Origin of the sequence: Streptomyces sp. CY-1 (genome assembly GCF_047218265.1) — a bacterium.
GTDB lineage: Bacteria > Actinomycetota > Actinomycetes > Streptomycetales > Streptomycetaceae > Streptomyces > Streptomyces niphimycinicus.
In genome coordinates, this window is sequence record NZ_CP178393.1 from 10,937,488 (window position 1) to 10,963,006 (window position 25,519).

General features: G+C 70.3%; 20 protein-coding genes. 10 read left to right on the top strand and 10 right to left on the bottom strand.

Features of this window, described 5'->3' with window-relative positions:
- The 4 genes from ACK1X7_RS45860 to ACK1X7_RS45875 all read left to right on the top strand — a co-directional run bounded on the left by ACK1X7_RS45860 (position 1) and on the right by ACK1X7_RS45875 (position 6,865).
- Positions 1-1,287: a TRAP transporter large permease subunit gene (locus ACK1X7_RS45860; RefSeq protein WP_413116705.1), complete on the top strand. Its 1,287-nt coding sequence runs from the start codon at positions 1-3 to the stop codon at positions 1,285-1,287.
- 146 nt (positions 1,288-1,433) lie between these two features.
- Positions 1,434-2,456 (top strand): hypothetical protein, encoded by a 1,023-nt coding sequence (locus ACK1X7_RS45865; protein ID WP_385158388.1) that lies wholly within the window; start codon positions 1,434-1,436, stop codon positions 2,454-2,456.
- A gap of 79 nt (positions 2,457-2,535) precedes the next feature.
- A complete protein-coding gene (locus tag ACK1X7_RS45870) occupies positions 2,536-3,504 on the top strand; it encodes an acetylxylan esterase (RefSeq protein ID WP_390792277.1) in 969 nt (322 codons plus the stop codon).
- Between the two features lie 229 nt (positions 3,505-3,733).
- A complete protein-coding gene (locus tag ACK1X7_RS45875) occupies positions 3,734-6,865 on the top strand; it encodes a discoidin domain-containing protein (RefSeq protein WP_413116706.1) in 3,132 nt (1,043 codons plus the stop codon).
- An 84-nt stretch (positions 6,866-6,949) separates the two neighbouring features.
- Here ACK1X7_RS45875 and ACK1X7_RS45880 read toward each other — a convergent pair whose 3' ends face one another.
- Positions 6,950-7,411, bottom strand: coding sequence for a MarR family winged helix-turn-helix transcriptional regulator (locus tag ACK1X7_RS45880; RefSeq protein ID WP_216339892.1), 462 nt, complete (start codon positions 7,409-7,411; stop codon positions 6,950-6,952).
- 197 nt (positions 7,412-7,608) lie between these two features.
- On the opposite strand from ACK1X7_RS45880, the gene ACK1X7_RS45885 reads away from it, so the two are divergent.
- The 4 genes from ACK1X7_RS45885 (at position 7,609) to ACK1X7_RS45900 (ending at position 11,107) form a co-directional block, all read left to right on the top strand.
- The gene (locus ACK1X7_RS45885) at positions 7,609-8,658 is read left to right on the top strand and encodes an LLM class flavin-dependent oxidoreductase (protein ID WP_413116707.1); all 1,050 of its coding nucleotides are present in this window, start codon (positions 7,609-7,611) and stop codon (positions 8,656-8,658) included.
- On the top strand, positions 8,651-9,682 hold the full coding sequence (locus tag ACK1X7_RS45890) for an LLM class flavin-dependent oxidoreductase (protein WP_385156033.1): 1,032 nt from the start codon (positions 8,651-8,653) through the stop codon (positions 9,680-9,682). The genes ACK1X7_RS45885 and ACK1X7_RS45890 overlap by 8 nt, the downstream gene beginning before the upstream one ends.
- Positions 9,683-9,702: 20 nt before the next feature.
- Positions 9,703-10,407: an NADPH-dependent F420 reductase gene (locus ACK1X7_RS45895; protein ID WP_413116708.1), complete on the top strand. Its 705-nt coding sequence runs from the start codon at positions 9,703-9,705 to the stop codon at positions 10,405-10,407.
- Positions 10,408-10,546: 139 nt separating this feature from the next.
- On the top strand, positions 10,547-11,107 hold the full coding sequence (locus ACK1X7_RS45900; RefSeq protein WP_216339886.1) for an NADPH-dependent FMN reductase: 561 nt from the start codon (positions 10,547-10,549) through the stop codon (positions 11,105-11,107).
- A 907-nt stretch (positions 11,108-12,014) separates the two neighbouring features.
- Here the strand turns inward: ACK1X7_RS45900 and ACK1X7_RS45905 are convergent.
- Together ACK1X7_RS45905 and ACK1X7_RS45910 are read right to left on the bottom strand one after the other, a co-directional pair.
- On the bottom strand, positions 12,015-12,815 hold the full coding sequence (locus tag ACK1X7_RS45905) for an alpha/beta fold hydrolase (protein WP_413116709.1): 801 nt from the start codon (positions 12,813-12,815) through the stop codon (positions 12,015-12,017).
- Between the two features lie 43 nt (positions 12,816-12,858).
- Complete coding sequence (locus ACK1X7_RS45910; protein ID WP_413116710.1) at positions 12,859-14,160, bottom strand: MFS transporter; 1,302 nt, start codon at positions 14,158-14,160, stop codon at positions 12,859-12,861.
- A gap of 97 nt (positions 14,161-14,257) precedes the next feature.
- Between ACK1X7_RS45910 and ACK1X7_RS45915 the strand changes: the two genes are divergently transcribed.
- The gene (locus tag ACK1X7_RS45915; RefSeq protein ID WP_385153502.1) at positions 14,258-14,830 is read left to right on the top strand and encodes a TetR-like C-terminal domain-containing protein; all 573 of its coding nucleotides are present in this window, start codon (positions 14,258-14,260) and stop codon (positions 14,828-14,830) included.
- Between the two features lie 61 nt (positions 14,831-14,891).
- On the opposite strand, the gene ACK1X7_RS45920 is transcribed toward ACK1X7_RS45915, so the two are convergent.
- Complete coding sequence (locus tag ACK1X7_RS45920) at positions 14,892-15,557, bottom strand: TetR/AcrR family transcriptional regulator (RefSeq protein ID WP_385153505.1); 666 nt, start codon at positions 15,555-15,557, stop codon at positions 14,892-14,894.
- 16 nt (positions 15,558-15,573) lie between these two features.
- Positions 15,574-16,332 (bottom strand): SDR family oxidoreductase, encoded by a 759-nt coding sequence (locus ACK1X7_RS45925; RefSeq protein ID WP_398158839.1) that lies wholly within the window; start codon positions 16,330-16,332, stop codon positions 15,574-15,576.
- 865 nt (positions 16,333-17,197) lie between these two features.
- On the opposite strand from ACK1X7_RS45925, the gene ACK1X7_RS45930 reads away from it, so the two are divergent.
- Entirely contained in the window at positions 17,198-18,217 is a 1,020-nt protein-coding gene (locus ACK1X7_RS45930) for an LLM class flavin-dependent oxidoreductase (protein WP_385153511.1), read from the top strand.
- A gap of 35 nt (positions 18,218-18,252) precedes the next feature.
- On the opposite strand, the gene ACK1X7_RS45935 is transcribed toward ACK1X7_RS45930, so the two are convergent.
- From ACK1X7_RS45935 to ACK1X7_RS45955, 5 genes are all read right to left on the bottom strand, one after another.
- Complete coding sequence (locus ACK1X7_RS45935) at positions 18,253-21,201, bottom strand: glycoside hydrolase family 2 TIM barrel-domain containing protein (RefSeq protein ID WP_413116711.1); 2,949 nt, start codon at positions 21,199-21,201, stop codon at positions 18,253-18,255.
- A gap of 74 nt (positions 21,202-21,275) precedes the next feature.
- Complete coding sequence (locus ACK1X7_RS45940; protein ID WP_078646375.1) at positions 21,276-22,103, bottom strand: carbohydrate ABC transporter permease; 828 nt, start codon at positions 22,101-22,103, stop codon at positions 21,276-21,278.
- A 21-nt stretch (positions 22,104-22,124) separates the two neighbouring features.
- Positions 22,125-23,096, bottom strand: coding sequence for a carbohydrate ABC transporter permease (locus tag ACK1X7_RS45945; RefSeq protein ID WP_385153518.1), 972 nt, complete (start codon positions 23,094-23,096; stop codon positions 22,125-22,127).
- Entirely contained in the window at positions 23,093-24,376 is a 1,284-nt protein-coding gene (locus tag ACK1X7_RS45950) for an extracellular solute-binding protein (protein WP_385153524.1), read from the bottom strand. Before ACK1X7_RS45950 ends, ACK1X7_RS45945 begins: the two co-directional genes overlap by 4 nt.
- A 35-nt stretch (positions 24,377-24,411) precedes the next feature.
- The gene (locus ACK1X7_RS45955) at positions 24,412-25,464 is read right to left on the bottom strand and encodes a PfkB family carbohydrate kinase (RefSeq protein WP_385153521.1); all 1,053 of its coding nucleotides are present in this window, start codon (positions 25,462-25,464) and stop codon (positions 24,412-24,414) included.
- Positions 25,465-25,519: the final 55 nt, after the last annotated feature.

A 25,519-nucleotide genomic window follows, 5' to 3' on the forward strand; every position in this document is an offset into this window, starting at 1 on the left:
ATGGGTGTCGTCATCCTGCTCGTCATGGCGGCGGGAGTCGCCGCCATGCTCACCCGCAAACTGCCCACGGCGTTCGCCCTGGTGCTGCTCGCCGTGGCGATCGCGTTCCTGGCGGACGCGCCGCTCACCGGCAAGGGCAGCGTGCTCGACACGGTGCTCCAGGAGGGGGCGCCCGCGCTCGCCGCCACGATGATCGCGATCCTGCTGGGCTCGTGGCTCGGCAAGCTCCTGGAGGAGACCGGTATCGCGGGCACCCTGGTCCGTAAGATCGTCGAATTCGGCGGCGACCGGCCGGTGTTCGTGGCGCTCGGCGTGCTCGCCGTGTCCGCGGTGGTCGGCACCGTGACCGGATCGGCGCCCGCGGCGATGCTCGCCGGACTGATCGGCATCCCCGCGATGATCGCGGTCGGCATCCCCAAGGTGACCGCGGCGGGCACCGTCCTCATGGGGATCGCCGTCGGTGTGCCCTTCGAACTGCCGGTGTGGCAGTTCTTCTCCACCGCCCTGGACCTGCCCGTCGACACGGTGCGCGGCTTCATGGTGAAGCTGTTCCCGTTCGCCCTGGTGGCCGCCGTCGCCTACGTCCTCGTGGAGTCCCGTCGCCGCGGCGTCGAGCACGCCTGGTCCCTGAAGTCGGTGCAGGCCCGGCCCTCGCGCGGCGACCGCCGCCGGCGGCTCGGCGACGCCCCCTGGTACGCCCTGCTCACCCCGGCGGTCCCGCTCACCCTCGCCCTCGGCCTGGACGTGGCCGTCATCCCCTCGCTCCTCGGCGGCGTGCTGTACGCGCTGGTGACGACGACCCGGCCGCGGGAGATGAACCGCCGCCTGCTGCGCACCCTCTACGGCGGATTCGAGGTGGCCGCCCCGCCCATCACCCTCTTCGTGGCGATCGGCATCCTGCTCGCCGCGGTCAAGCTGCCCGGCGCCGTCGACGCCCTTCAGCCCCTCGTCAAGTCCATCAGCCCACAGAACACCGTGCTGTTCATCCTCGTCTTCACCCTGCTGGTGCCGCTGTGCCTGTTCCGCGGCCCCCTGAACGTCTTCGGCCTCGGCGCCGGGATAGCAGGTGTGCTCGTCGCCACCGGCATCTACCCGGCCGTCGCCGTTCTCGGCATGACCGCCTCGTACAACCAGGTCTTCGGCGTGTCCGACCCGACCAGCACCCAGACCGTGTGGAGCGCCCAGTACGCGGGCGTCTCCCCGCACCAGGTGATGCTGCGCACCCTGCCGTATGTGTGGGCCGTGGCCTTCGGCGGCCTGTGCGTCACCGCCTTCACCGAGCTGTGACCGAAGCCGACCCGACCCGCCCCACGCCTCGACCGCCCCGCGCGGCCACGCCACCCCTAAGCCACCCGACCCCTTGGCCACCGAACCCCTTGGCCACCGAACCGCCCGGCCATCGAACCCGCAGTATCCGACCCAAGGAGCCGATCATGCCCGAGCCGCAATCCGGCCTCGACCGCCGTATGTTCCTGCGCGCCACCGCCGTGTCCGGCGCGGCGCTCACCGTCGGCGGGCTGGCCACACCGTCCGCCTCGGCCACGCCGTCCGCGTCGGCCGCGCCCGGCGGATTCCCGGACTACGCCTACGTCCGCACACTGCTCACCCCGTCGAAGCTGAAGTACAACCCGACGGGCGAGATCATCTTCCCCACGATCCGCGGGGTCTACGACAAGCTGGCCAGCCCCCTGGGCCGGTACTACCTCTACTACGCGCCGCACGACGCGCCGGGCGGCATCTGCCTGGCCTACGGAAACTCCCTGGAGGGCCCGTTCACCGAGTACCCGTCGAACCCGATCGTGTCCAACAGATGGGACCCGCACTACTCGGTCAGCCACGTCTCCTCGCCGCATGTGCTGTGGAAGGAGGACGTCAAGGAGTTCTGGCTGTACTTCCACGGCGAGAACACCACCACCCGCCTCGCCCGCTCGAAGGACGGCATCCACTTCACCTACGACAAGGCGGTGCTGACCACGTCCATGATGCCCGCCGGTACCACCGAGACGTCCTACGCCCGGGTGTTCCAGTACGACCTGCCCTCCCGTGGCGCCCACTACGTCATGCTGTTCATGACCAACAACACCACCGACCACCGCGACATCGGCTGGGGCTGGTCCGCGGACGGCCGCAACTGGACCTTCGCCCAGACACCCCTGGTGCGCCACTCGGACGTCGGCGCTATCAACGTCGGCGGTCCGCATCTGCTGACCCGCGGCGGCTCCGCGTTCGTCGTCTACAACAAGGACAAGACCAGCGGCGGCGACCTCATGATCACCGAAGTGGGCAAGGACTTCTCGCTCCGCAAGCACCTCGGCGTCTTCTACGACTCCCACTCATCGGCACCCGAGAACGGCCGGGCCGCGGCCCCCTCCTTCGGTACGGACCACGGCGTTCCGTACATGATCTACGAAGCGGGCGAACGCCTCGCCGGATCCATCGCGATGGCCCGCGGCTAGCCGCGGGCCCCGCCGGACCCGGGTACGCACCCCACGACCATCAGCCCTCCTGCCGTCCTCCTGAGGAAGACAGTCCCGCATGGCACTCTTCGACCTTCCACGCGAACAACTGCGCCGCTACCGCAGTGCCTCCGCCGAACCGGACGACTTCGACACGTTCTGGTCCGCCACGCTGGCGGAGGCCCGGCAGCACGACCTCGGCGCCCGCTTCGAGCCCGTCGACACGGGCCTTGTCACCGTGCGGGTGTACGACGCCACGTTCGCGGGCTTCGGCGGCCACCCGGTCAAGGGCTGGCTGACGCTGCCCGCGGAGGCCGCCGAGCCGGTGCCCCTGGTCGTGGAGTTCGTGGGGTACGGAGGCGGGCGGGGGCTGCCCCACGAGCATCTGCTCTGGGCGTCCACCGGCCGGGCGCACTTCGTGATGGACACCCGCGGCCAGGGCAGCGGCTGGGGTGGCGGGGGAGGCACCGCGGACCCGGTGGGCGCCGCCCCCGCCTACCCGGGATTCATGACCCGCGGGATCGACGCGCCGGAGAACCATTACTACCGGCGGGTGTTCACGGATGCCGTGCGGGCGGTGGAGGCCGCCCGCACGCATCCGCTTACCGACGCCTCCCGTACGGCGGTCATCGGGGAGAGCCAGGGCGGCGGGATCTCCCTCGCGGTGGGAGGGCTGGTCCCCGATCTGCTGGCGGTCGCCCCGGACGTGCCGTTCCTGTGCGACTTCCCGCGCGCCGTCACCCTGACGGACTCGGGCCCGTACCGGGAGATCGGCCTCTTCCTGCGCACGCATCGCGGTCGTACCGAGGAAGCGCTGCGCACGCTCTCCTACTTCGACGGCGTCCACTTCGCCGCTCGCGGCCGGGCGCCCGCGCTCTTCTCCACCGCCCTCGAGGACCAGACGTGCCCGCCCTCCACCGTGTTCGCGGCCTTCAACGCCTGGGCCCACGAGGAGAAGTCCATCGAGGTGTACGACTTCAACGGCCATGAGGGCGGCGGGCCGTACCAGGCGGCGACGAAACTGAGGTGGCTCGGGCCCCGGATGTGACACCGGCGGCGGCCCGTACCGCCGCACGACCCCCGAAACGGCCGGTGGGCAGCCCCCCGCCCCCACCGGCCGATGAGCCCTGCCCGCAAACCCCCCCGGCCGCATGGGCGGCCCCGCGAAGACCGGTGAACGGCTGACGTCACACCCGTTGACGCGCGGACCGGGACCGCCGAAGAATGTGCGGCACCCGTCCTCTGACAACGTTGTCCAGCCTATGAGGTATCGCCCCGTGTCGCATCCATCCCTGCCCTTCGACCGCCGCCGCTTCCTGCACCTCGCCGGTCTCACGGGCGCGCTGGCCGCCCTGCCCCCGCTCACCGCGGCCGCGAGCGCCCAGGCGGCGCACGGCCGCACCGACCCGCCGCCGGACGACGTCGCGGCCACCTACCTGCGGGTGCTGCTGGACCACACCCGGTGGTCCGAGACGCAGTGGGACCAGGCCCAGGGCCACTACCGGGCCAAGGACTTCGGGTTCGCCGTGGTCCTCGGCAACGCGGTCCTGCTCACCCACGGCACCTACGACGCGGCGCGCGCGGGCACCGACCGGGAGACCCTGAAGCGGCGCACGCTCGCCACCATCCGGCACTTCGCCGCGTCCAACCGGCTCACCGGCGGCGACGAGTGGGGCCGCACGCTCTTCTTCGACACCACCTTCCAGTCGTACTTCGTCCTCGCCGCCCGGCTGCTGTGGAAGGACCTCGACTCCGCGACGCGGCGCAACATCGAGACCATCGTCCGCGAACAGGCCGCCTACACCGTGTCGTTGGGCAGCGGCGACGACCCCGCCTCCGGCGACTGGACGCCGAACGGCCTGAGCGGCGGACACGTCGGCGACACCAAGCTGGAGGAGATGGGCCTGTATGCGCAGACCCTCGCTCCGGCGCTCGCTTGGGCCCACGACGACAGCCGCGCCGCCGAGTGGGCCACGTGGTACGGCAGATGGTCGCGCAACGAGGCGGGGCTGCCGCCCGCCGACCTCGCCAACCCCGCCCGCGTGGACGGCGTCGCCGTCTCCGGGAACACCGCCCGCAACCTGTACGACACCTTCATCGTCGAGAACCACGGCTCCTTCGGCCCGCACTACCAGGAGGAGCTGTGGCGCACCTCCGGCCGTAACGCCGCACACTTCCTGGCCGCCGGACGCCCCCTCCCGCAGGTCCTCGCCCGGCAGCCGAACGGCCAGCCGCTGTGGCGCACCCTGCTGGGCGTCATGAGCGACGCGGGTGAACCGCTGATGCCGATGGTCGAGGACCGCGAACACCTCTACGGCAGGGACGTCATCCCGCTCGCCTTCCTCTCCCAGGTGATGCGCGACCGGGCCGCGGCGCGCGCCGAGCGGGAGCTGGCGTCGCGGCTGGAGGCGTACCAGCGGTACCCGCCCGAGCACCGGTTGGCGAAGTTCTCGGGGGAGCCGAAGTACGAGCCGGAGGCACGCGCCGAGATCGCGATCAGCTACCTGCTGCATGTGTGGGCGGCGGCGTCCGGGCGGCCCGTCGAGGCGCTCTCGCGCGCGGAACTGTTCGCGCATGCCAGTGGTGTCACGGACTTCGGGACCGGCCCCGGCCTGGTGTCGCACCAGTCGCGCACCGCGTGGGCCGGTGCCGTGACGAAGCCCGGGTTCGTGAAGTTCGCCTGGCAGCCGTCCCACGACGACTGGCTGTTCCGGATCAGCGGCGCCACCCCGATGTTCCTGCCCGCCACCGCCGCGAAGGTCCAGGGCCGTACCGTGCGCGTATACGAGGCCCTGCGCGACGGCTTCGACGGCAGCGCGACGCTGCTGCGCCTCGACGGCGGCTGGGCCGGGTTCGCGACGCTCCCGACGGGCGCCGTCGTCTACGCGAGCGGCGGCACCGCCGACGCGGAGGGCCACCTCGAAGTGCACAATCTGACGATGCCCGGCATGCCGGGGCTCGACGGCGCGCGCACCTACCGCTTCGAGGAGGGCGAGGCGACCGTCCGCGCCCGCGACACCTCCACCGGCACACCCGCCGGACGGGTCGACGAACTCGGCTTCACCCCCACGACGGTGCGCCACATCCGCATGCTCGGCGTGCGGCCCGACCCGGCCTACGGGTACTCCCTGTACGCCTTCGAGGCGCGCGACGGCGCCCAGGGCGCGGACCTCGCGCGCGGCGGGTCCGCCACCGCCTCGTCGGCCGACGCGGGGAAGGGCGCGCCGCTCGCGGTCGACGGCGACGCGGCCACCCGCTGGGCGGTGTCGAAGGCCGACCGTCCGCGCGCCGACAGTTGGCTGGCCGTCGACCTCGGCGCCGAGCGCCGGGTCGACCGGGTCACCCTGGCTTGGGAATCGGCGGCAGGACGCGCCTATCGCGTCCAGGGCTCCACGGACGGCCGGGACTGGAAGGACCTGGCGACCGGGCCGAGCCCGGCGGTGAGCAGCCGCGGTGGCTGGCTCGACGTCGAGGGACGCGCCGGGCTCGTGGTGCGGGACGGCCGGAACCCGATCGGCGTCTACGACGACACGATCGTCCTCGGCGACGGCCCGGCGGCACCCCTCCTCGTCGAGGGCTTTCCCGGCACATCGGCCGGGAAACTGCGCACGATCGCCCGGGGGACCGCACCCACCGCGGAGCACACCGAGGTGCGCACAACGCTGACGGACGGACACCTGACCCTGTTCAACCTCTCCGGCGAGCCCGTCAGAACGCGGATCACGATCCCGCGCACCGGCACCGACACGGTGGTCTTCGAGGGCACGCAGCGGCTGACCGCCGACGGCACGTCCTTCGATGCCGCACTGCCCGCCGCCACGGCGGTCGTGCTGCCCCCGCGCTTCACGCTCACCCCCGTCACAAGCCGGCGCCTGCCGTCGGGGCTGCGGGTCCAGGTCGTCGACGGCGCGACCGTGCGCTTGTCCGGGGCCTCCTGCACCCTGCGCGTCCGGGCCCAGGGGCGCAGTCAGGTCGCCGTCGTCAGAGCGGACCGGACGATCACCGTCGTCCTGGCGGGCGCGGCCGCCCACCCGCACGACGACCTGGCCCTCGGCCGGACCGTCTTCCCCACGAGCCCGCTGCCGGAGGGCATGTCCGACCCCGCGGCGGCGGTGGACGGCGACGACCACACGGCGTGGCAGCCGGGCCCGCGCGGCCGCATGGTCGTGGACCTCGGCGCGGCCCGCCCGGTCCGCTCGGTGGAGACCGAGTGGACGGCGGGCGCGGTACCGGGCGCGAAGATCGCCTTCAGTACGGACGGCATCACCTACCGGGACGCCGGAACCCTCACCGGGCAGGGCCGTGTGCGCCGGCTGACCGCCTCCGATACGGCCCGCTACGTCAGCCTCGAGGTCGCCGGGCCGACGCCTGCGGCGGTCTCACGCCTGCGGCGCCTGACGGTGCGCTGACCGCTCCGCGCCCGCCGGGCCGAGCGGCCTTCGGCCGCGACGACGCTCGCCCGGCGGGCACTCGAAGCACGCATGCACAACGCATCAGGTGTCGGTGGCGATGCGCTGCAACACCGTGGTGAGCCGACTCAGGTCCTCGCCCTGGACATGGTCGAGGACGTGTCGGCGCACGCTGGCGAGGTGGATCGGCCAGGACTCGGTCAGCGCGGCGAACCCGGCATCGGTGAGGACGGCGTTCCAGCCGCGGCCGTCCTCGTCACACCTGACACGCTTGACGAGACTCCGCCGCTCCAGACGGTCGACGATGCGTGTCATGCCGCTGAGGGAGAGGTTGGACACGGAGGCGAGTTCGCTCATCCGCATCGTCCGGCCCTGAACTTCGGAGAGATGCATGAGTGCCGTGTACTCGCTGAGCGGTAGCAGCCCCCCGCGCGCCATGTCGTGCTCAACGGCGCGCGGCATCGCCAGCAGCACCCGGCTCAAGGCGCGGATGAAGGCGTCCTCGGCCGCACTCATCGGCTCAGCTCGCTCCTTGCTGCTGCTCATGGCCACATGCTAGCGCTTGACTCTGCAAGCAGAAAGTTGATTGGCGTAGCAAGTGGGTCGACGCGGAGGCGCCGCGAGTGTGGGGTCCGTCCCCGGAAGCTTCTGCTTGACACGTCAAATATATAGGTCAATGCTTGACGCGTCAATCAAATGGCCTGGACGGTCGGCTGCCTGCGGGACCGCATGAGGAGGAGACCATGACGGCTTCTACATTCGAATTCGGGCTCGACTCGTTCGGGGAGGTCGCGACGGACAACGGTCGCGTGCTCGACGACGCCGAGACGGTCCGGCTGCTCGTCGAGGAGGCCACGCTCGCCGAAGCCTCAGGGCTGGACATCTTCAGCGTCGGCGAGCACTACCGATCGGGACACGTCGACAGCGCCACTCCCGTACTGCTCTCCGCCATCGCCGCCGTCACGGAACGCATCCGCCTCGGAACCTCGGTCACCGTGCTGAGCACCAACGATCCTGTGCGGATCTACCACGACTTCTCCACCTTGGACGCGATATCCGGCGGCCGGGCCCAGCTTGTGCTCGGGCGTGCGTCGGCCACGGAGTCGTTTCCCCTGTTCGGCTACGACATCGCCGACTACGAAGCGCTCTTCGACGAGAAGCTCGAGCTCTTCATGCGTCTCCAGCGGGAGGAGGCGGTGACGTGGTCCGGGGCGTTCCGGGCGCCGCTTGTCGAGCAGCGGCCGCGTCCCCGGATGCGGCCCGGCGGGATCCCCACCTGGATCGGCGTCGGCGGCAGCCCGCACTCCGTGGTCCGTGCCGCCCGTTACGGATTGCCCCTGATGCTGGCCATCATCGGCGGACGCCCGGAGCGGTTCACCGGCCACGTCGATCTCTACCACCGGGCGCTCCAGCAGTCCGGACACGATCCGCAACCGATCGGCCAGCACTCGCTGGGACTCATCGCCGACACCGACGAGGAGGCGACCGAGACCTGGTGGCGGTACTGGGAGCCGGTCGTCACCCAACTGGCTGCGGAACGCGGCTTCTACAAGCCGACCCGCGAACGCTATCTGACGGAGATCGACAGCGGCGCGCTCTTCGTCGGGTCCCCGGAAACCGTCGCCCGCAAGATCGCCCAAGTGGCCCGCGCCTTGCGGCTGAGCCGCTTCGACCTCAAGTACGACGTCATGCACCTGCCCCGGCAGGCCCGCGCCCGCACGATCGAACTGCTGGGCCGCGAAGTCGCCCCGCGGGTACGAGAACTGCTCAGCAAGGAGCCCACCCATGTCTGAACTCGCCTTCGGCCTGGACACGTTCGGTGACGTGCCCGCGGACGACTCCGGTGGTCCCGTCTCCCACGCGAGGTCGATTCGGCAGGTCGTCGAGGAAGCCGTCCTGGCGGACGACATCGGCGTCGACGTCCTCGCGCTCGGCGAGCACCACCGGCCCGAATACTCGGTGTCGTCCCCCGAAACGGTGCTCGCCGGCATCGCCACACGCACCAGCCGTATCCGCCTCTCCTCGGGCGTCACCGTACTGAGCTCCGACGATCCCGTCCGGGTCTTCCAGCGCTTCGCCACGGTCGATGCCCTTTCCGGCGGCCGGGCCGAGGTGATCCTGGGCCGCGGCTCCTTCACGGAGTCGTTCCCTCTGTTCGGGTACGACCTGAGCGACTACGACGCGCTGTTCGAGGAGAAGATCGAGCTCTTCGTGCGGCTGCTCCAGGAGAAGCCCGTCACATGGAAGGGCACCATGCGGGCCCCTCTGGAGAACGCCGAGGTCTTCCCCACCACCGAGTCCGGGCACCTGACCACCTGGGTCGGGGTCGGCGGCTCACCCCAGTCGGTCGTCCGCACGGCCCGCTACGGGCTTCCCCTCATGCTCGCCATCATCGGTGGTTCCCCCGAGCGCTTCGCGCCCTACATCGACCTCTACCGGCGCGCGGCAGCGCAGTTCAACACCATCGCGCATCCGGTGGGGATGCACTCGCCCGGTTTCGTCGCCGACACCGACGAAGAAGCCCGTGAGGTGTACTGGCCGAGCTACCGGGTCATGCGCGACCGCATCGGCGCGCTGCGGGGCTGGCCGCCACTGCGCCGGGAGGAATACGACAACGAGATCGAGCACGGCTCCTTGTACATCGGCTCACCCGAGACGGTCGCCCGCAAGATCGCTCGCGCCGTACGCGGACTCGGTGTCGGCAGATTCGACCTCATCTACACCGCGGGCTCACAGCCGATCAGCGCCCGCCTTCGTGCGGTCGAGCTCTACGGCACGAAGGTGATCCCGATGGTCCGCGACATCCTCGCCGATTGACCCCCGCGAAAGGAGACGGAATGAACATCGAGGACGTCCGCACGATCGGCATCCTGGGTGCCGGAAAAGTGGGGACCGTATTGGCGCGGCTCGCCCTTGCGGGAGGCTACCGAGTGCTGATCGCGGGATCACGCGAACCCGACGACATCGCTCTCACCGTCGAGGTCCTCGCGCCCGGCGCGACAGCGGTCACCGCGGCCGAGGCCGCGGCCCGGGCGGACATCGCGATCCTGGCCCTTCCCCTGGGCAAGTACCGCGGCATCCCCGTCCAGGCGTTGCACGGCAAACTCGTCATCGACGCGATGAACTACTGGTGGGAAGCCGACGGCGTACGCGACGACCTCACCGACCCGCGCACCTCCACCAGCGAGATCGTCCAGGCGTTCCTGCCGGGATCGCGCGTGGTCAAGGCGTTCAACCACATGGGCTACCACGACCTGGAGGACGAGGCCCGGCCCGCGGGGGCGATGGGCCGCAAGGGGATCGCCATCGCCGCTGACGACCCTGGCGACCGGGCCACGGCCGCCCTCCTCGTGAACGCCTTCGGCTTCGACCCCGTCGTCGCGGGCCCGCTCGCCGAGGGCGTGCGTTTTGAACCGGGAACCGAACCCTTCGGAGCCAACACCAGCGCCGACGAACTGCGCGCCATGCTCGACCGTTTCGCGGTATCGGAGCGCGGCCGGACGGTCAGCGGGGCTCGAGCCGCTGCTCCGCGCCGACCATGATGGCGGATCTCCCCATGAGCCCATGAACCACTCACCACTCAGCAGGTACTTGACGAAGCAATCACTCGCGATTAGCTTGCTTGGTGAAGCAAATAGTTCCCGGATGTGCGCCGGGAGCACCTTCATGAAGGGTTTTGACATGATTAAGATCGGAATCATCCTCGGCAGCACCCGTCCCGGACGCAACGGCGCGGCCGTGGCCCGCTGGGTACGCGACATCGCCTCACAGCGCACCGACGCCGAGTTCGAACTGGTCGATCTGCTGGACTACAAGCTGCCGCACCTCGACGAGGCGCTCCCTCCGTCGCTGGGCCAGTACGCTCAGCCGCACACACAGGAGTGGGCGAACAAGATCGACTCGTTTGACGGCTTCATCATGGTGACGCCCGAGTACAACCACTCGACTTCCGGAGTGCTGAAGAACGCGATCGACTACCTCTACGCGGAGTGGAACAACAAGGCGGTCGGCTTCGTCAGCTACGGCTCCCTGGGCGGCGCCCGTGCGGTGGAGCACCTGCGCCTGGTGGCCGGTGAGTTGCAGATGGCCGATGTGCGCTCGCAGGTCGCGCTGTCGCTGTTCCACGACTTCGAGAACTTCAGCGACTTCAAGCCCGGCCAATTCCAGGTGGACGCGCTCAACGCCACCCTGGACCAGGTGCTGGCCTGGAGCGCGGCCCTCGCCCCGCTGCGCGCCGCGTAGCGGACACACCTGCTCGCCTGAGCGCTGTCCTGCGGAGAGCAGCCGGTCAGGTGGACACGGGCCGGGCCGGTGGGCCCCCTGGCGGTGATGACGATGCCACCACGGGGGGACCCCGCCGGCCCGACCCGCTTGTGCGGATATCGGCAACCGGCCGTGCGATACACGTCCATCCGGACCGGGCCACCCCCGAGCTTCACCCGGGCCGCGGACACCCCCCAGGCCGGGCTCGCCGCTCGTTGCACAACGACGGTGACCACACTGGTGACCGGCATTTATTTGAGGACGAATGGTTCATCACTCGCGCTCAGGAGGGTGGGATCACTGCGGAGAGGGCCCCTGGCTGACCGGTGACGCCGCTGTGCGCCGCCGATCGAGAGAGGGGGTATTCACTCAAAACACCGTCTCGCATGCTCTGTACGTCACCCTATTGACAGGTGACCTCGGCGGTGTAACGGTGAGCCACCGCCGTTGACCGGCAGCGCTTGGCAACCACCCCCGCCTCCGCCATCCCGCGCAATCGCGCGCCTCCGACCGCCCAACGGCAGGCTCCGCCGCTCTCCGAAGCGGCATGTCCTGTTCATCGGTTACTTCAGCCTGGGCACGGTCCTCGGCGCACGCTCACTGGCCGATCTGACCGGGCTGCCGTACACGCCCATGGTCGTGGTGGTCGGGGGCCTGAGTACGCTGATCGCGGTCTTCGGCTACGACGCCCTCCAGGCCAGGGGCCAGTGGCTGACACGCGTCAGCCTGGTCGTTTTCGCCACGACACCCGGTGATGGCGTCTGCCCCGCACCCGAATGGGTTCGCAACGCCAGGTGCGGATCCGGCCGGGCCCGCTGCGGGCCCGGCCGTCGGCAGACCTGCCACCTGGTGGTTGGTTGTTGGGGGAGCCGCGTCAGGCTCGTCGCTACGCGGTTCCCACGCCCGCCAGAAGCTTCGCCGTGCCTTCGGGTGCCTCCACCGGGAAGTGGTGGCTGCCCAGGTCGACGGGCACGATGTCGAAGCGGTCGCCATAGCGGTCGATCGCTTCCCGCGCCACCAGGTCACGTATGGCGAACACGGTGATCGGCTGCTTTGTCTCGCGCAGCGCCGCGTCCATGTCCCAGCGGATCAGACCCTCGATGGAACGCAGACCCGCGGGCTGCCGTACCGCGACCATCTTCTCGAAGTACGAAGCCTTGAGGGCCGTGTCGGTCCCTGCCGGCGAACCGGCCTCGACAAGACCGTGCACTCCTCCGGCGAAGTCCTCACGGAACATGCTCAGCATCGCATCGGTCTGCTCTTCGCTCAGCGCGGGGAACAGGGACAAGTAGTGCAGTGCGTCGAGTGTGACCACATGCGAGACCGTGTCGGGGAGCAGTCGGCCGACCTCGACGGCGACCGCCCCGCCGAGAGAGTGCCCGGCCACGACGCATGTGTCCACCGACTCGGCTTCCAGTACCGCCGCCACGTCGCGAGCGAACTCTTCCATGGTCCAGACGTCCCGCGTCGACCGCGACTCGCCATGCTCGGCGAGGTCGATCGCGAGAACGCGGTAGTCCGCGGGCAGATGGTCGGTCACCGCGTCGTAGTCGCCGCGGTTGCAGGCCCAGCCGTGGATGAGAGCCAGCGTGGGCCCTCCGGCCGGACCGCTGGCCGTGTACCGGATCGTCGTGTGGTCCGATCGCTGAACTTCGAGGTGGTTCCTGGTCCTGCTTGCGTTCGTCACGGTGTCTCCTTGTGCTGTTCCGGATGGTGAACGGGGTCTCGGTTCAGTGGCATGGAACGGCGGTCGCCGGAGCCTCCGCGACGGCGGGAGTCTCAGCCGCAGGGGTCATGGGGGCACGGTGCTCCGCCCGTATCCGGTTCAGGCGCAGGGCGAGGGCGGTGGCGGCGATCACCGCGATGGCCAGCGCGTAGATCCCGGTGGCGGTGCGCACGCCCAGGACGGTGACCGCGATGCCGCCGAGGACGGAGGGCACGCTGTTTCCCAGATAGGCGATGATGTTCGCCAGGGCGAAGACCTCGCTGCGCTCATGCGGCTTGGCGATCCGGGCGAAGGTGCCGAACGTGGCCAGCACCGACGCGCCCATGCCGAGGCCGGAGACGACGGTGCCGGCGGCGGCGAGCCAGGCCAGGTCATCGGCGACCCCGGCAAGCGATATCAGGGTGCCGAGTCCGAGCAGTGCGGACGAGGGGGCCAGCAGCGAGGGCGCGGGACGGGAGCGGAGCAGGAAGACCGCGAGCGCTCCGGTGCCCGTCAGGAGCGTCACCACGATGCCGCCGACCAGATGGCTGCGCAGCCCCAGCAACTCGGCGGCGACGGATGGGCCGAGCGAGAGGTACATCCCGGCCAAGGCCCAGCCGGCGATCATCGCCGGCACCACCGGGACGATGTCCGCGCGCAGGTGCGCGGGCATCGCGACCCGCGGGCGCAGGGAGGCGACGGCTCCCGGCCGCCGGAGCGACGTCTCCGGTATCACGGCGACGATCACCGCCGCCAGCGCCATTCCGCCGAACAGCAGCGTGTAGACCAGGCGGGTCGGGGCGGGGCCGAACTCCACCAGCGCACCGCTGCCGAGGGCGCCCAGGGCGAGCCCGGTCAGGGGAGACACCGAGGTGATGACGCCCGCGCGCCCGCGGGCATGCGATGGCTCGAGATCGACAAGGGTGGCGCTCAGAGTGGTCGTCGCCGCCCCGGTCGCGATGCCCTGGAGCACCCGGGCGCCGGACAGGACGAACACGTCCCCGGCGACGTAGAACATGGCGAGCGCGACCATCTCCAGCCCGATCGCCGCGGCGAGTACCGGCCGGCGGCCGAGATGGTCCGACAGCGCTCCGACGACGAGCAGCGAGCCCAGCAGGCCGACCACGTAGAGGGCGAAGACGACGGATAGCACCCATGCTGTGAAATGCCATTGCTGCTGGTAGATCGCGTAGAGCGGGGACGGTGCGCTGGAAGCGGCCAGGAAGAGGACGAGGACGGCGCCCACGTAGGGGAAGGCACCCTTCCAGGGTGGGCGGTGCGGATCCCCGGCGGGCGGCCTGGCGGTGACTGCGGGTGGAGCAGACATGTGATTCTCGCAGTGATCGATGCGTTAGTGGCTGCACGCTACCGTAAACGCATCGATCGCTGCATTCAAACGCAGTGATCGATGCCATACTGGTCACATGTCCACGCGCGCTGCCCCTCCGCCCCACACCGGTAGCCGGCCCGGCGGCCGCTCGGCCCGCATCCGCGCGGCGGTCCACCGGGCGGTCGAGGAGCTGCTCACCGACGTGGCCGACGAACCGCTGACGATCCCGGTCGTGGCGGCCCGCGCGGGCGTGCACGCCACCACGGTCTACCGCCGCTGGGGCTCCGTCGGCGAACTGCTCACCGACGTCGCGACCAGCCGTTTCTCCGGCGATATCGTGGTGCCGGACACCGGAAGCCTCCGCGAGGACCTGGAGCGCTACGCATCCGACCTCGCCAAGGACCTCAACGACCCGGACACCCTCCCTCTGGTGCGCGCCACCATCGGCACAGCCGGAGGTCAAGGCGCCGGCGCCTGCACGGGAGAGCGCCAGCAACAGCTCCAGGCCATGCTCGAACGGGACCAGGCCCGGGGCAATCAGACCCCGACCGTCGAACGCGTCACGGACGCCGTGATCGCCCCCCTCTACTACCGGGCGGTCTTCACCGACCAGGCCCTGACCCCCGAGTGGACACGCGGCCTGGTGTCCAACCTGCTGCCGGACTGACTACACCCACCCCCCGATGCCGGGTGAAGGGCGCCCAGCCGAAATGACGTCGGTGGGACTGTCACCCTCCAGGCGCGTTCCACAGCTCGCTGAGCTCCGCCCAGTCCGGGGCCGGTCCCGGCAGGATGGTGGCTTGATCGGCGGCCGGGGCGCGCAGTCCGGCGAGGACCAGGTCGAGGTAGCGCAGGTGGAGTGCGGTGGCGCGCTCACCGGTGACGGGAATCCGCGCAGCGAGATGTTCGAGCAGCAACGGGATGTCGGCGGAGGTGAAATCCGCACGTAGCGCCCCTGCCCGGTGCGCGCCTGCCACCAGGGCGTCCAGGGCGGCCCGCAGCCGGTCGGCGGCGGCCACGACTTCGTCCGTGGCCGGCAGCCGCCCGCCGACCTGGGGGAGAAGTGGACCGCTTGACCCCTGGGCCGACAACGCGTCGTGCAGGAAACGGGCGAAGGCGGCCCACGCGTCCGGTTCTTCGGCGAGTGCCGTGTGCGCCTGGGTGACGAGCTGCTCCATGCCCGCGAGCCGCATGCGCTGGGCCAGTAGTTCCTTGCTGGGGTAGCGGCGGTAGAGACTGCCCATGCCGATGCCCGCTCGACGGGCGATCTCCGAGACGGGGGCGTCCCAGCCGCGCTCGGCGAAGACTTCGCGTGCGGCCCGCATGAGACGGGCGTCGTTGCGGTCCGCCTCACGTTGGCGGCCTCGCGGTTTGGCTGCGTGCGTGTCACCCATGGCGCGGCATTCTTCCTTAGGGGCGGCCCACCCCGTGCCCACCGTCGACGGTGAGCACCGAGCCGGTGACGAAACCGGCATCGTCGCCGACGAGCATCGCGATCGCCCGGGCCACGTCCTCCGGTTCCGCGACCCGTCCGAGTGGGGTGCGCTCCACCAAGCGCTGCTGGAATTCCTGCGGCATACCGGCGCTGGCCTCGGTGCGCACGAAGCCGGGCGCCACCACGTTGACCTTGATGCCGAGTGGGCCGGCCTCGTAGGCGACGAAGCGGGCGAAGGTGTTCAGAGCGGCCTTGGAGGTGCCATGGGCGGCCATGCCCGCGGTGGGTGGACCGTCGGCCACGGCACTGGAGACATACAAGATCCGTCCCTGCCCTTGCGCGCCCATGATCGCCAGGGCCTGCTGGGTGAGGGTGTAGACGGACGCCAGTTCGTCCGTCACCTTCCTCTTGAAGTCGTCCCAGGGCAGGTTCTGCACGGGGGTCGGGGTGAAACGGGCGCCGGCGTTGCAGACAAGGACGTCCAGGCGTCCGTCGACGGCGGCGCTCTTCAGCAGTTCGGCCGCCTGGCCGGGGTCGTACACATCGGCCTGCACGGCGAAGGCATCGCCGCCGTCGGCCTCGATGAGCTTGACCACCTGGCCGGCCGCCTCACGGTTCGAGAAGTAGTTGACCGCCACGCGGTATCCGCGAGCCGCGAGTTCACGCGAAGTCGCCGCGCCGATTCCCCGGCTGCCGCCGGTCACCAGAGCCGTCGGCCTGCCTGTCGTCTTCATATGTCCTCCGTGTCGGCGGAACGACGTGTGTGGCGTTCAACCTATCGGAGCGGAGCGCTCCGTTCAAAACGGTCGCCTGGCCGACGGAACGGGGCGAGTGCGGCCCGCTTCTCTCCCGGATGGGCAGGTCCCGCTCGGTGTCGGCTGACGAAAGCGCAGGTCGCCGGGGTTTCGCCAGGATGAGACACCCAAAGGTGTCCATTGACAGCGGCTTCTGCGGTCACGACCATAAGGGGTATGCATTCGACGCATCCGGGCGTGCTCTGCCGCTACGTGGACTACCTGCGCACCTCCAGCGCTCTTTGTCGCTGAGCGCGATTTCCACCGGCCCCGGGAGCGCTCGGCACCTTGTAGGTGACCGCTTCCCGCCACCGGCCCGGCCGCTGGAGCCCGGGCGTGATCAGCCGCCCCGGATCGACGGACCTTGCTCCGGCCGTCCCTCGGAGCCGTGCGCGGTGTTCGTAGGCGCGGTGTTCAGCGACGGGCCGCGGCCCCGCCGGTGACGGTCCGCGTCCGCCGCGCCGATCACCGTGCTCCCGGGGACCGAGCCACCGCGGGCGCCGCACCCCGTACGACCACGACCGCCGACGCGACAGCCACTCCGGAGACTCCCGTGACCTCCACGACCAACCGGACCCACCGCTCCACCGCCCTGCCCCCTGGACCTCGACCGGCTTCCCGCGCTCACCGCGGCACTGGCCGCCCGTGCCCCCGCACACGACCGCGGCGCCTCCTTCCTCGTCATCGGCGAGGTTCGGTCCGGAGGCGGTCCCGCCGAGGGCCCGGCCCTCGTCCACCACGACGGCGCGTTCGCCACCGCCGTCGGCCTCACGTCGTCGACCGCCATCTGACAAGGAGCCGCACCATGCCGCCGACCTCGAAACCCCTACGGAAGCTGGGTTTCCTGACCATAGGGCTGTTCGACGAGGCCGACCCGCACCGGGGCCATGAGTCGACACTGCGGATCATCGAGATGGGCGAGCGGCTGGGCTTCGACAGCGCCTGGGTGCGCCACCGGCATCTGCAATACGGCATCTCCTCCCCGATGGCCGTTCTCGCGGCGGCTTCGCAGCGCACCAGCCGCATCGAGCTGGGCACCGCGGTCATACCCGTGGGATGGGAGAACCCGCTGCGGCTGGCCGAAGACCTGGCGACCGTCGACATCCTGTCCCGGGGCCGCCTCAACCCGGGGGTCAGCGTCGGTCCGCCGAACCACTACGACCGGGTCAAGGGCGCGCTCTACCCCGACACCGCCGACCTCGAGGACTTCGGCCATGAGCGGGTGCGACGACTGCTGGACTTCGTACGCGGCGAACCGGCCACCGACTTCAGCGGGGTCGAGGGCTTCGAGGTGTTCTCCGACCGCGTCCAGCCGCACTCCCCGGGGCTCGGCAGCCGCATGTGGTACGGCGGTGGCAGCCTGCGGTCGGCCCAATGGGCCGGTGAACACGGCATGAACCTGCTCACCAGCAGTGTCGTGAAGGCGGAGGAGTCCGAGGACTTCGCCGAGATCCAGCTCTCGCACATACGGACCTTCCGCGCCCACCACCCCGACGGCGACCGTGCCCGCGTCTCCCAGGGACTCGTCGTCATCCCCACCGACACCGCCTCGCCGCGGCAGCGCGCGAAGTATGAGCAGTACGCCCTGCGACGCATGCCGCGTACCGCCACGCCCCAGGGACCGGCGCGCATGATGTTCGCGCCCGATCTCGTCGGTACCTCCGAGGAGATCGCCGAACGGCTCGCCGCCCATGCCGCCTTCCGGGAGGTCGACGAGGTGGCGTTCGCCCTGCCCTTCACCTTCGACCACGAGGACTACGTCCAGATCCTCACGGACATCGCCACCCGGCTCGGCCCGGCCCTGGGCCGGCGGGCGGCCCCGTAGCGCGCATCACCTCCACGCCGCCCGACGCGGGCGCGTCACAGTGGGCGCAGCACCCAGGACCAGCGGTACGTCCCGGGGTCCAGCCGGTAGCGCGGGAGGGTGTCCGGGCCGCAGGACGCGGTGCCCAGGCCCCGGTGGGCGGCGTCGAGCTGGACCACGCACCGTGGCCTGGGGGTCAGCTCGTCGTGGTGGGAGGCGGTGGCGAGGTCGGCCGCGCGGTACCGGGTGACCGAGACCTGGCGGGGCGCGTCCAGCCGTACGCCGAGACCGGTGCCGGTGTCCGACAGCAGCGCGAAGCGGCGTACGCCGGACCGGCCGCCGCTCTCCTGGGGGCGCAGATAAGGGGTGAACAGGCTGTCCACGCGGGCCCGGTGAAGGCTCACCGGGCCGCCCGTCCGCCGGTCCGGGTAGGTCTCCCAGGGGCCCTGGCCGTACCACTGGAGGTGGTTCAGCCCGGCCACCGTCTCGAAGACCGTGCCCACGCGCGCGACGTCTGTCAGCCCCTCGGGGAGGACGGCGGTCTCCTCGATCAGCAGGCCGTCGTCATTGAGGGGGGTGAAGACCTGCTGATGCTCGACGGGCCCGGCGCCGGTCGGGTAGGCGGAGCGCACGCGGACGCGGCCGTCCGTCCGGTCGACCGAGACGGGCTCGCGGACGAGCCGGTCGAGGCCCAGCGCGCGCCAGTGGTCCGCGGCGCCGCCCAGCAGATCGTTGTCGGTGGGCGCCCGCCACAGGCTCAAGGCGGGCGGGCAGGTCAGCAGCGGATGGCGCAACAGCCCTTCCGCGTCGACATCGGGGGAGTGGGCGGAGACCACCACGGACACCGGCGCCGGGGCGGGCCGTTCGCGCACCTGGATCTGGGGTGCGCACACCTCGGTGCCGCGCGGTGCCCAGGGCTCGTCGTGGCGCGTGGTCACATGCAGCGTCAGCCATGCCTCGCCGCCGCCGGCCGCGCCCGCGGGGGGCAGTTCGGCCAGTAGCCCGTGAGGCAGGGGCAGGTCCGCCGAGGCCCCGGGCGGCAGGTCGGGCAGTACGGCCGGGGCGGTGCGGGTGCCGCCGTCCTCGACGGACAGTCGCCACTCGGCCGTCAGCCAGGACACACCGCGGAAGTGCTGGGCGTTGGTGATACGGGGCGGGTGGCCGGAATCGCTCCGGGTCAGCCGCAGCGGGGCGGCGATCTCGCGATGCTCGTACATCGCGGGCTTCGGAGTGCGGTCGGGGAAGACCAGACCGTCCGCGCAGAACGCGCCGTCGTTCGGCATATCGCCGAAGTCCCCGCCGTACGCCCAGCGGTAGCCGTCGGCCGCCACCCCGTGGGCGTGGGCGCCGGTCGCGGTAGGCCCGGCGGGGCGGCCCGTGGTCCGGCGCTGGAGGATGCCGTGGTCCCAGAACTCCCAGATGAAGCCGCCCTGGAGGCCGGGGGTGTTCTCGATGGCCGCCCAGTGGTCGGCGAGGGTGCCGTTGCTGTTGCCCATGGCGTGCGAGTACTCGCACAGGATGAGCGGCTTGGTCTGCTCGCCGGAGGCGGCGTGCGCGGTGATCTCGTCCAGCGACGCGTACATCGGGCAGAGGATGTCGGAGGCGATGTCCGTCCCGGACCATTCGGTCTTGGCCGCCCCCTCGTATTGCAGCGGGCGGCTCGGGTCGTAGCGGCGCAGCCAGCCCGCGGCCGCGTCGTGGTTCGCGCCGTAGTCGCTCTCGTTGCCCAGCGACCACACGATGACGCACGCGTGGTTCTTGTCCCGCAGGACCATGCGCGAGACCCGGTCCACGAACGCGGCCAGGTAGCGGGGGTCGTCGGCGATCTCGTGGGCGTGGTCGTGGCTTTCGATGTCGGCCTCGTCGACGAGGTAGAGGCCCAGCTCGTCGGCGAGGTCCAGCAGTGCGGGGTCGTTCGGGTAGTGCGCGGTGCGGACGGCGTTGAAGCCGAAGCGCTTGATGGTCTCCAGGTCGGCGCGCATATCGCCGGGGGTGACGGTGCGGCCGGTGAGCGGGTGGAAGTCGTGCCGGTTGACGCCCCGGATGAAGACCCGTTCGCCGTTGATCAGCAGGTCCCGGCCGTTGATCTCGACGGTGCGGAAGCCCACGCGGTGGCGGGAGGTGTCGGCGATGGATCCGTCGGGGCGGTGCAGCCGGATGTCCAGCCCGTACAGCTCGGGCGTCTCGGCGGACCAGCGGCGTACGCCGGGCACGGTGGCGAACAGGCGCGCCTCGCCGAGGAAGTCCGAGACCCGGTCCTCCCGGACGCACCAGGCGGCGTACTCCTCGTCCTGGGCGAGTTCGCCGACTCCGTCGAGGTGTCCGGACACGCGCCAGCCCGCGGGCAGTGGCCCGTCCGCGTGGCGCACCTGGACCTCCACGCGCAGCCGTCCGTCGGCGGGGGCGCTGATCCTCACATCGGCCAGATACAGCGGATCGGTGGCGTAGAGGAGGACGGGTCGGGTGATGCCGCCGTGCCACCAGTGGTCCTGGTCCTCGACATGTGAGGCGTCGGACCACTTCACCACGGTCAGCCGTACGGTGTTGGCCTCCCCGATCCGTACCGCGTCGGTGATGTCGAACTCGGACGCGAGGTGCGAGTCCTTGCCGATGCCCACGGCCCGGCCGTTCACCTCGGCGATCAGCACGCTGGTCGCGGCGCCGACGTGCAGGATGACGCGGCGCCCGGCCCAGTCGGCCGGGATGTCGACGTCGCGCTCGTGTACGCCGGTGGGGTTGGCGGCGGGGGAGTGCGGCGGGATGTCGGGCCAGGGCATCCGCCAGTTGGTGTACTGCGGCAGGTCGCCGGTGTCCTGTGTGGTCCAGGCGCCGGGCACCTTCAGATGCCGCCAGTCCTCGGACGGGGGCACCTCCGGCGCGGGCAGCAACTGGAAGCGCCAGTGGTCGTCGTCCAGCGAGATGGCGCCCGCCCCGCGGTCGACGGCGTGCATCGGCAGCCGTCGCCAGGAGGTGAGCTCGGGCGACTCCCAGGGGCGCAGGCCCATCGCGCACGGATACGCGGGAGGCGGGTCCAACGGAGGCGGGTCGATCGGAGGCGTGTTCAGCGGACGCGGATCCATCAGCGGATGGCCCCCTTGGCGAGGTCCGCCATGATCTGGCGGGCACCGATGAAGAACACGACGAGCAACGGGATCAGGGCGAGCAGCGCGCCGGCCATCACCATGCCGTAGTCGGTGGTGCCGTTGACGCTGTTGAGCTGTGAGAGGGCGACCTGGAGCGTCACATGGTCCGGGTTGATCAGGGCGATCAGCGGCCAGGCGTAGTCGTTCCACTGGGCCATGAAGGTGAAGATGCCGAGGAAGGCGAGGCCGGGCCGGACCACGGGCAGCGCCACGTGCCAGTACTGGCGGAGGAAGCCGCAGCCGTCCAGCCGGGAGGAGTCCATGAGTTCGTCGTGGATGGAGCCCTTCATGTACTGGCGCATCCAGAAGATCCCGAAGGCGTTGGCGGCCGCCGGGATGACGAGCGAGGTCAGGGAGCCGATCCAGCCGAGCTTCGCCATGATCACGAACTGCGGGATGGCCTGGAGCTGGGCGGGCACCATGAAGATGCCCATCATGATGACGAACAGCGCCCGGCGGCCCGGGAAGTGGAACTTCGCGAAGACGAAGGCCGCGAGCGAGTCGAAGAACAGCACGAGGAAGGTCACCGAGACGGCTACGACCAGGGTGTTGAACATCGACCCGAAGAAGTCGATCTTCTGGAAGAGATGGTGGACGTTCTCGTCGAAGTGCGAGCCCGGCAGCAGCTTCGGCGGGTACTGGAAGATCTCGGTCGACGAATGGGTCGACATCACGATGGTCCAGTAGAACGGGAAGAGCGAGACGAGCACACCGGCGATCAGCGAGATGTGCAGGGTCAGCCCTCTGGCGCGGGTACCCTTCATACCTTTCACGATGGTCTCCCTCTACTTTTCCCCGCGCTGTACCAGGCGCCAGTTGACGATCGAGAAGATGGCGACGACCAGGAAGATGCCCCAGGCGATGGCCGCGCCGTAGCCGAAGTCGTTGTTGTCGAAGCTCTGCTGGAAGAAATAGAGGACCATCGTCTGGCCGGAGTTGCCGGGGCCGCCCGCGAAGGTGGAGGTGTTGTTGGTGTTGGCCAGCAGCACCTGCGGCTCGGTGAAGCTCTGTAGTCCGGTGACGGTCGAGACGACCAGCGCGAAGAGGATGATCGGCCGCATCATCGGCACGGTGATCCGGAAGAAGGTCTGCACGGGCCCGGCGCCGTCGACGCGGGCGGCCTCGTACAGCTCGCTCGGAATGGTCTGGAGCCCGGCGAGGAAGATCAGCGCGTTGTAGCCGGTCCACTGCCAGGTCATCAGCACGGCAATGGAGATCTTGATGCCCCAGTCCGTGTTCAGCCAGGCCACCTGATCGAGCCCGAGCCCTTGCAACACGGCGTTCGCGAGGCCGAAGTTGGTGGAGAAGATCGAGGTGAAGATGATCGCCACGGCGACGACCGAGGTGACGTTCGGAAGGAAGTACGCGAAGCGGTAGAAGTTCTTGAACCGCACCGCGGAGTTGAGCATCACCGCGGTCACCAGCGCGATGAACAGCATCGGCAGGGTGGCGATCGCCCAGATGATCAGGGTGTTGGTGAGGGAGTTCCAGAACTGTGCGTCGCTGAGGAGATAGCGGTACTGCGACAGGCCCGCGTACTCCATCGAGCCGAGCCCGTCCCACCGGTGGAAGGACAGATAGAGCGAGAAGCCCACCGGGATCAGACCGAAGCACAGGAAGAGCAGATAGAAGGGCGAGATCGCCAGATACAGCCGCCAGTACCCGAGCACCGAGCGGGGCTTGGCACGCGCGGGGACGGATCCGACACCGTCGTCGGCCGGTGCGCCGAGCGCGGGAGCGGCACCTATTCCGGTCATGTCAGGACTCCCAGGTGGTCCGCTATGCGCCGGCACTTGGCCATGGCGTCCTTCCACGCCCGGCGGGGATCCTTGCCCAGGGCGTTCACATTGCGCAGTTCGTCGGAGACCGCCTGGTCCAGGGGGTAGTCGTACGGGCTGTGGTAGGCGATCGGGATCTTCTCGGCGGTGGGGCCGAAGACATCGATGGTGGCCTGGCCGCCGAAGAACGGGTCCGGGGCACGCATCGCCTTGTGTTGGTACGAGGCGGGGGTGGACGGGAAGAGCGTGGCATCGGTGAAACCACGGGTCTGGTTGTCCGCGTTCAGCAGCCAGGTGACGATCTCGAAGGCCAGCTCGGGCTTCCGGCAGGACTTGGTGATCGCCAGGAAGGAGCCGCCGTTGTTGGCCGGGCCGCCGGGCAGGGCGGCCACCCGCCACTTCCCCTTGGTCTTGGGCACGGTCAGCTTGAGGTCGCCGGCCACCCAGGAGGCGCCGATCTGGCTGGGCAGCAGACCGTTCTCGATGGCCGCGTTGCCGTCCGGGGTGCCGGACTGGTACCGGGAGCACAGGCCGCGCTGGTACGCGTCGATCGCCATGTTCCAGGCGCGGCGCACATGTTCCTGGTCGCCGATGAAGCGCCGTTCCTTGTCGACGTAGCGCAGGGTGCCCTGCGCGATCATGTACTGGTAGATCGTGAGCGCGTCGATGACCATATGCGCGCCGCGGACCTTCTTCTTCAGCCGCTCACCGGCCGCCAGGTACTTCTCCCAGGTGTCCATCTCCTTGCCCACGTCCGCCGGATCGGTCGGCAGCCCCGCCCGGTCGAACACCTCGGGCATGAAGTAGTGGGCGACCGGGCCGGTGTCGATGGGAAAACCGATCATGCTGCCGTCGGGAGCGATGCCCTCGGCCCACTTCCAGGGCAGGTACCGGTCCTTGAGTTTCTCCGCGCCGAGTGTGCGCAGATCGATGAACTGCTCCGCGTTGGGCAGGTACGAGGCCATGTCCTCGCCCTTGAGACCGGTGATGTCGGGCACGTAGGCGCGCCCGGTCATCGTGGTCAGCAGCTTGGATTTGAAGTAGCCGCCGATCTGGGCGGGTTTGAGCGAGACATCGGTGAAGCGCTTCTTGGCGTCCGCCACGACCTTGTCGCTCAGCCCGCCGGTCCAGTACCAGAGGGTCATGTTCCGGCCGGTCGATCCGTTCGGGACCGAGCAGCCTGCCGTGGTGCCGCCGAGCGCCGCGGTCGCCGTGGTGGCGAGGCCCGCGTACAGCAGTGCTCTTCGCGAGAGGTGCACCGCTCCCACCGCCTTTCGGGTAGTACGCACTGCGATTACAGGGTGTGGGGGGTGACGGGTGTGGTGTGCGGGGCGGGGCCGGGGTCCTCGGGGATGCGGTCCGCCAGGAATCCGTAGTCGCTCCGCAGCGCCGGGTCGCGGCTGCCGGTGGTTCGCCACCACTGGTCGACGCCGTGCCAGCCCGGTGCGGCGAGCGCGCCGCCGTGCCGGGTGACGGACAGGCCCGCGGCCAGTACCGCGAAGCGCAGCCGGTCGGCGAGCGGCCAGCCGGCGAGGGTCGCGGCGGTGAAGCTCGCGCCGAAGACGTCCCCGGCTCCGGTCGCGTCCACGACATCGATGTCGAGCGCGGCGGCCTCGGCGGCCTCGCCCGTCGTCTGGTCCACGGCGAGGGCGCCATGCGGGCCGCGGGTGACGACGGCGACCGGCACGATATCGGCGAGCTTGCCGAGGGCGGCCCGCGCGCTGTCGGTGCGCGTGTAGCCCATCGCCTCGCCCTCGCCCGGCAGGAAGGCGTGGCAGCGGGAGAGCTGGTCGAGCAGTTCGCCGGACCAGGCCCCGGTGGGGTCCCAGCCGACATCCGCGAAGATCTTGGTGCCGGTGGCGGCCGCCTTCGCGATCCACGTCTGCGGTTCGGTGCCGAGGTGTGCGATGGCCGCCCGTGCCCCGGGGGCGTCGGCCAGCAACTCGTCCTGCGGATAGGGGGGTTCCTGGCCGTGCGTGATCAGTGCACGGTCGTGTCCCTGGGCGATCGAGACGGTCACGGGCGTGTTCCAGCCGGGTGCCGTGCGCGAGAGCGCGAGGTCGACGCCCTCCTGCCGGGCGAGGATGTCGCGGCAGTACGCCCCGTAGAAGTCGTCGCCGAAGACGGTGGCCAGCGAGGTGGCGAGGCCGAAGCGGGCGGCGGCCACCGCGAGATTGGCGATGCCGCCGGGGCCGCAGCCCATGCCCTGGGTCCAGATCTCCTCACCCGGTGCCGGCGGTCGGCCGAGCCCGGTCATCACGAGGTCGTAGAAGAGCAGACCGGTCACCAGGACATCGGGTCCCGCGGCGTCGGGAGCCCGTTCCCCGGGCGGGGGAGGTTCGGCCACGAGCTCCTCCTCTCGTCAAAAGTGTGCAGAAGTGCAGCGCGTTGCAGAGGATCGT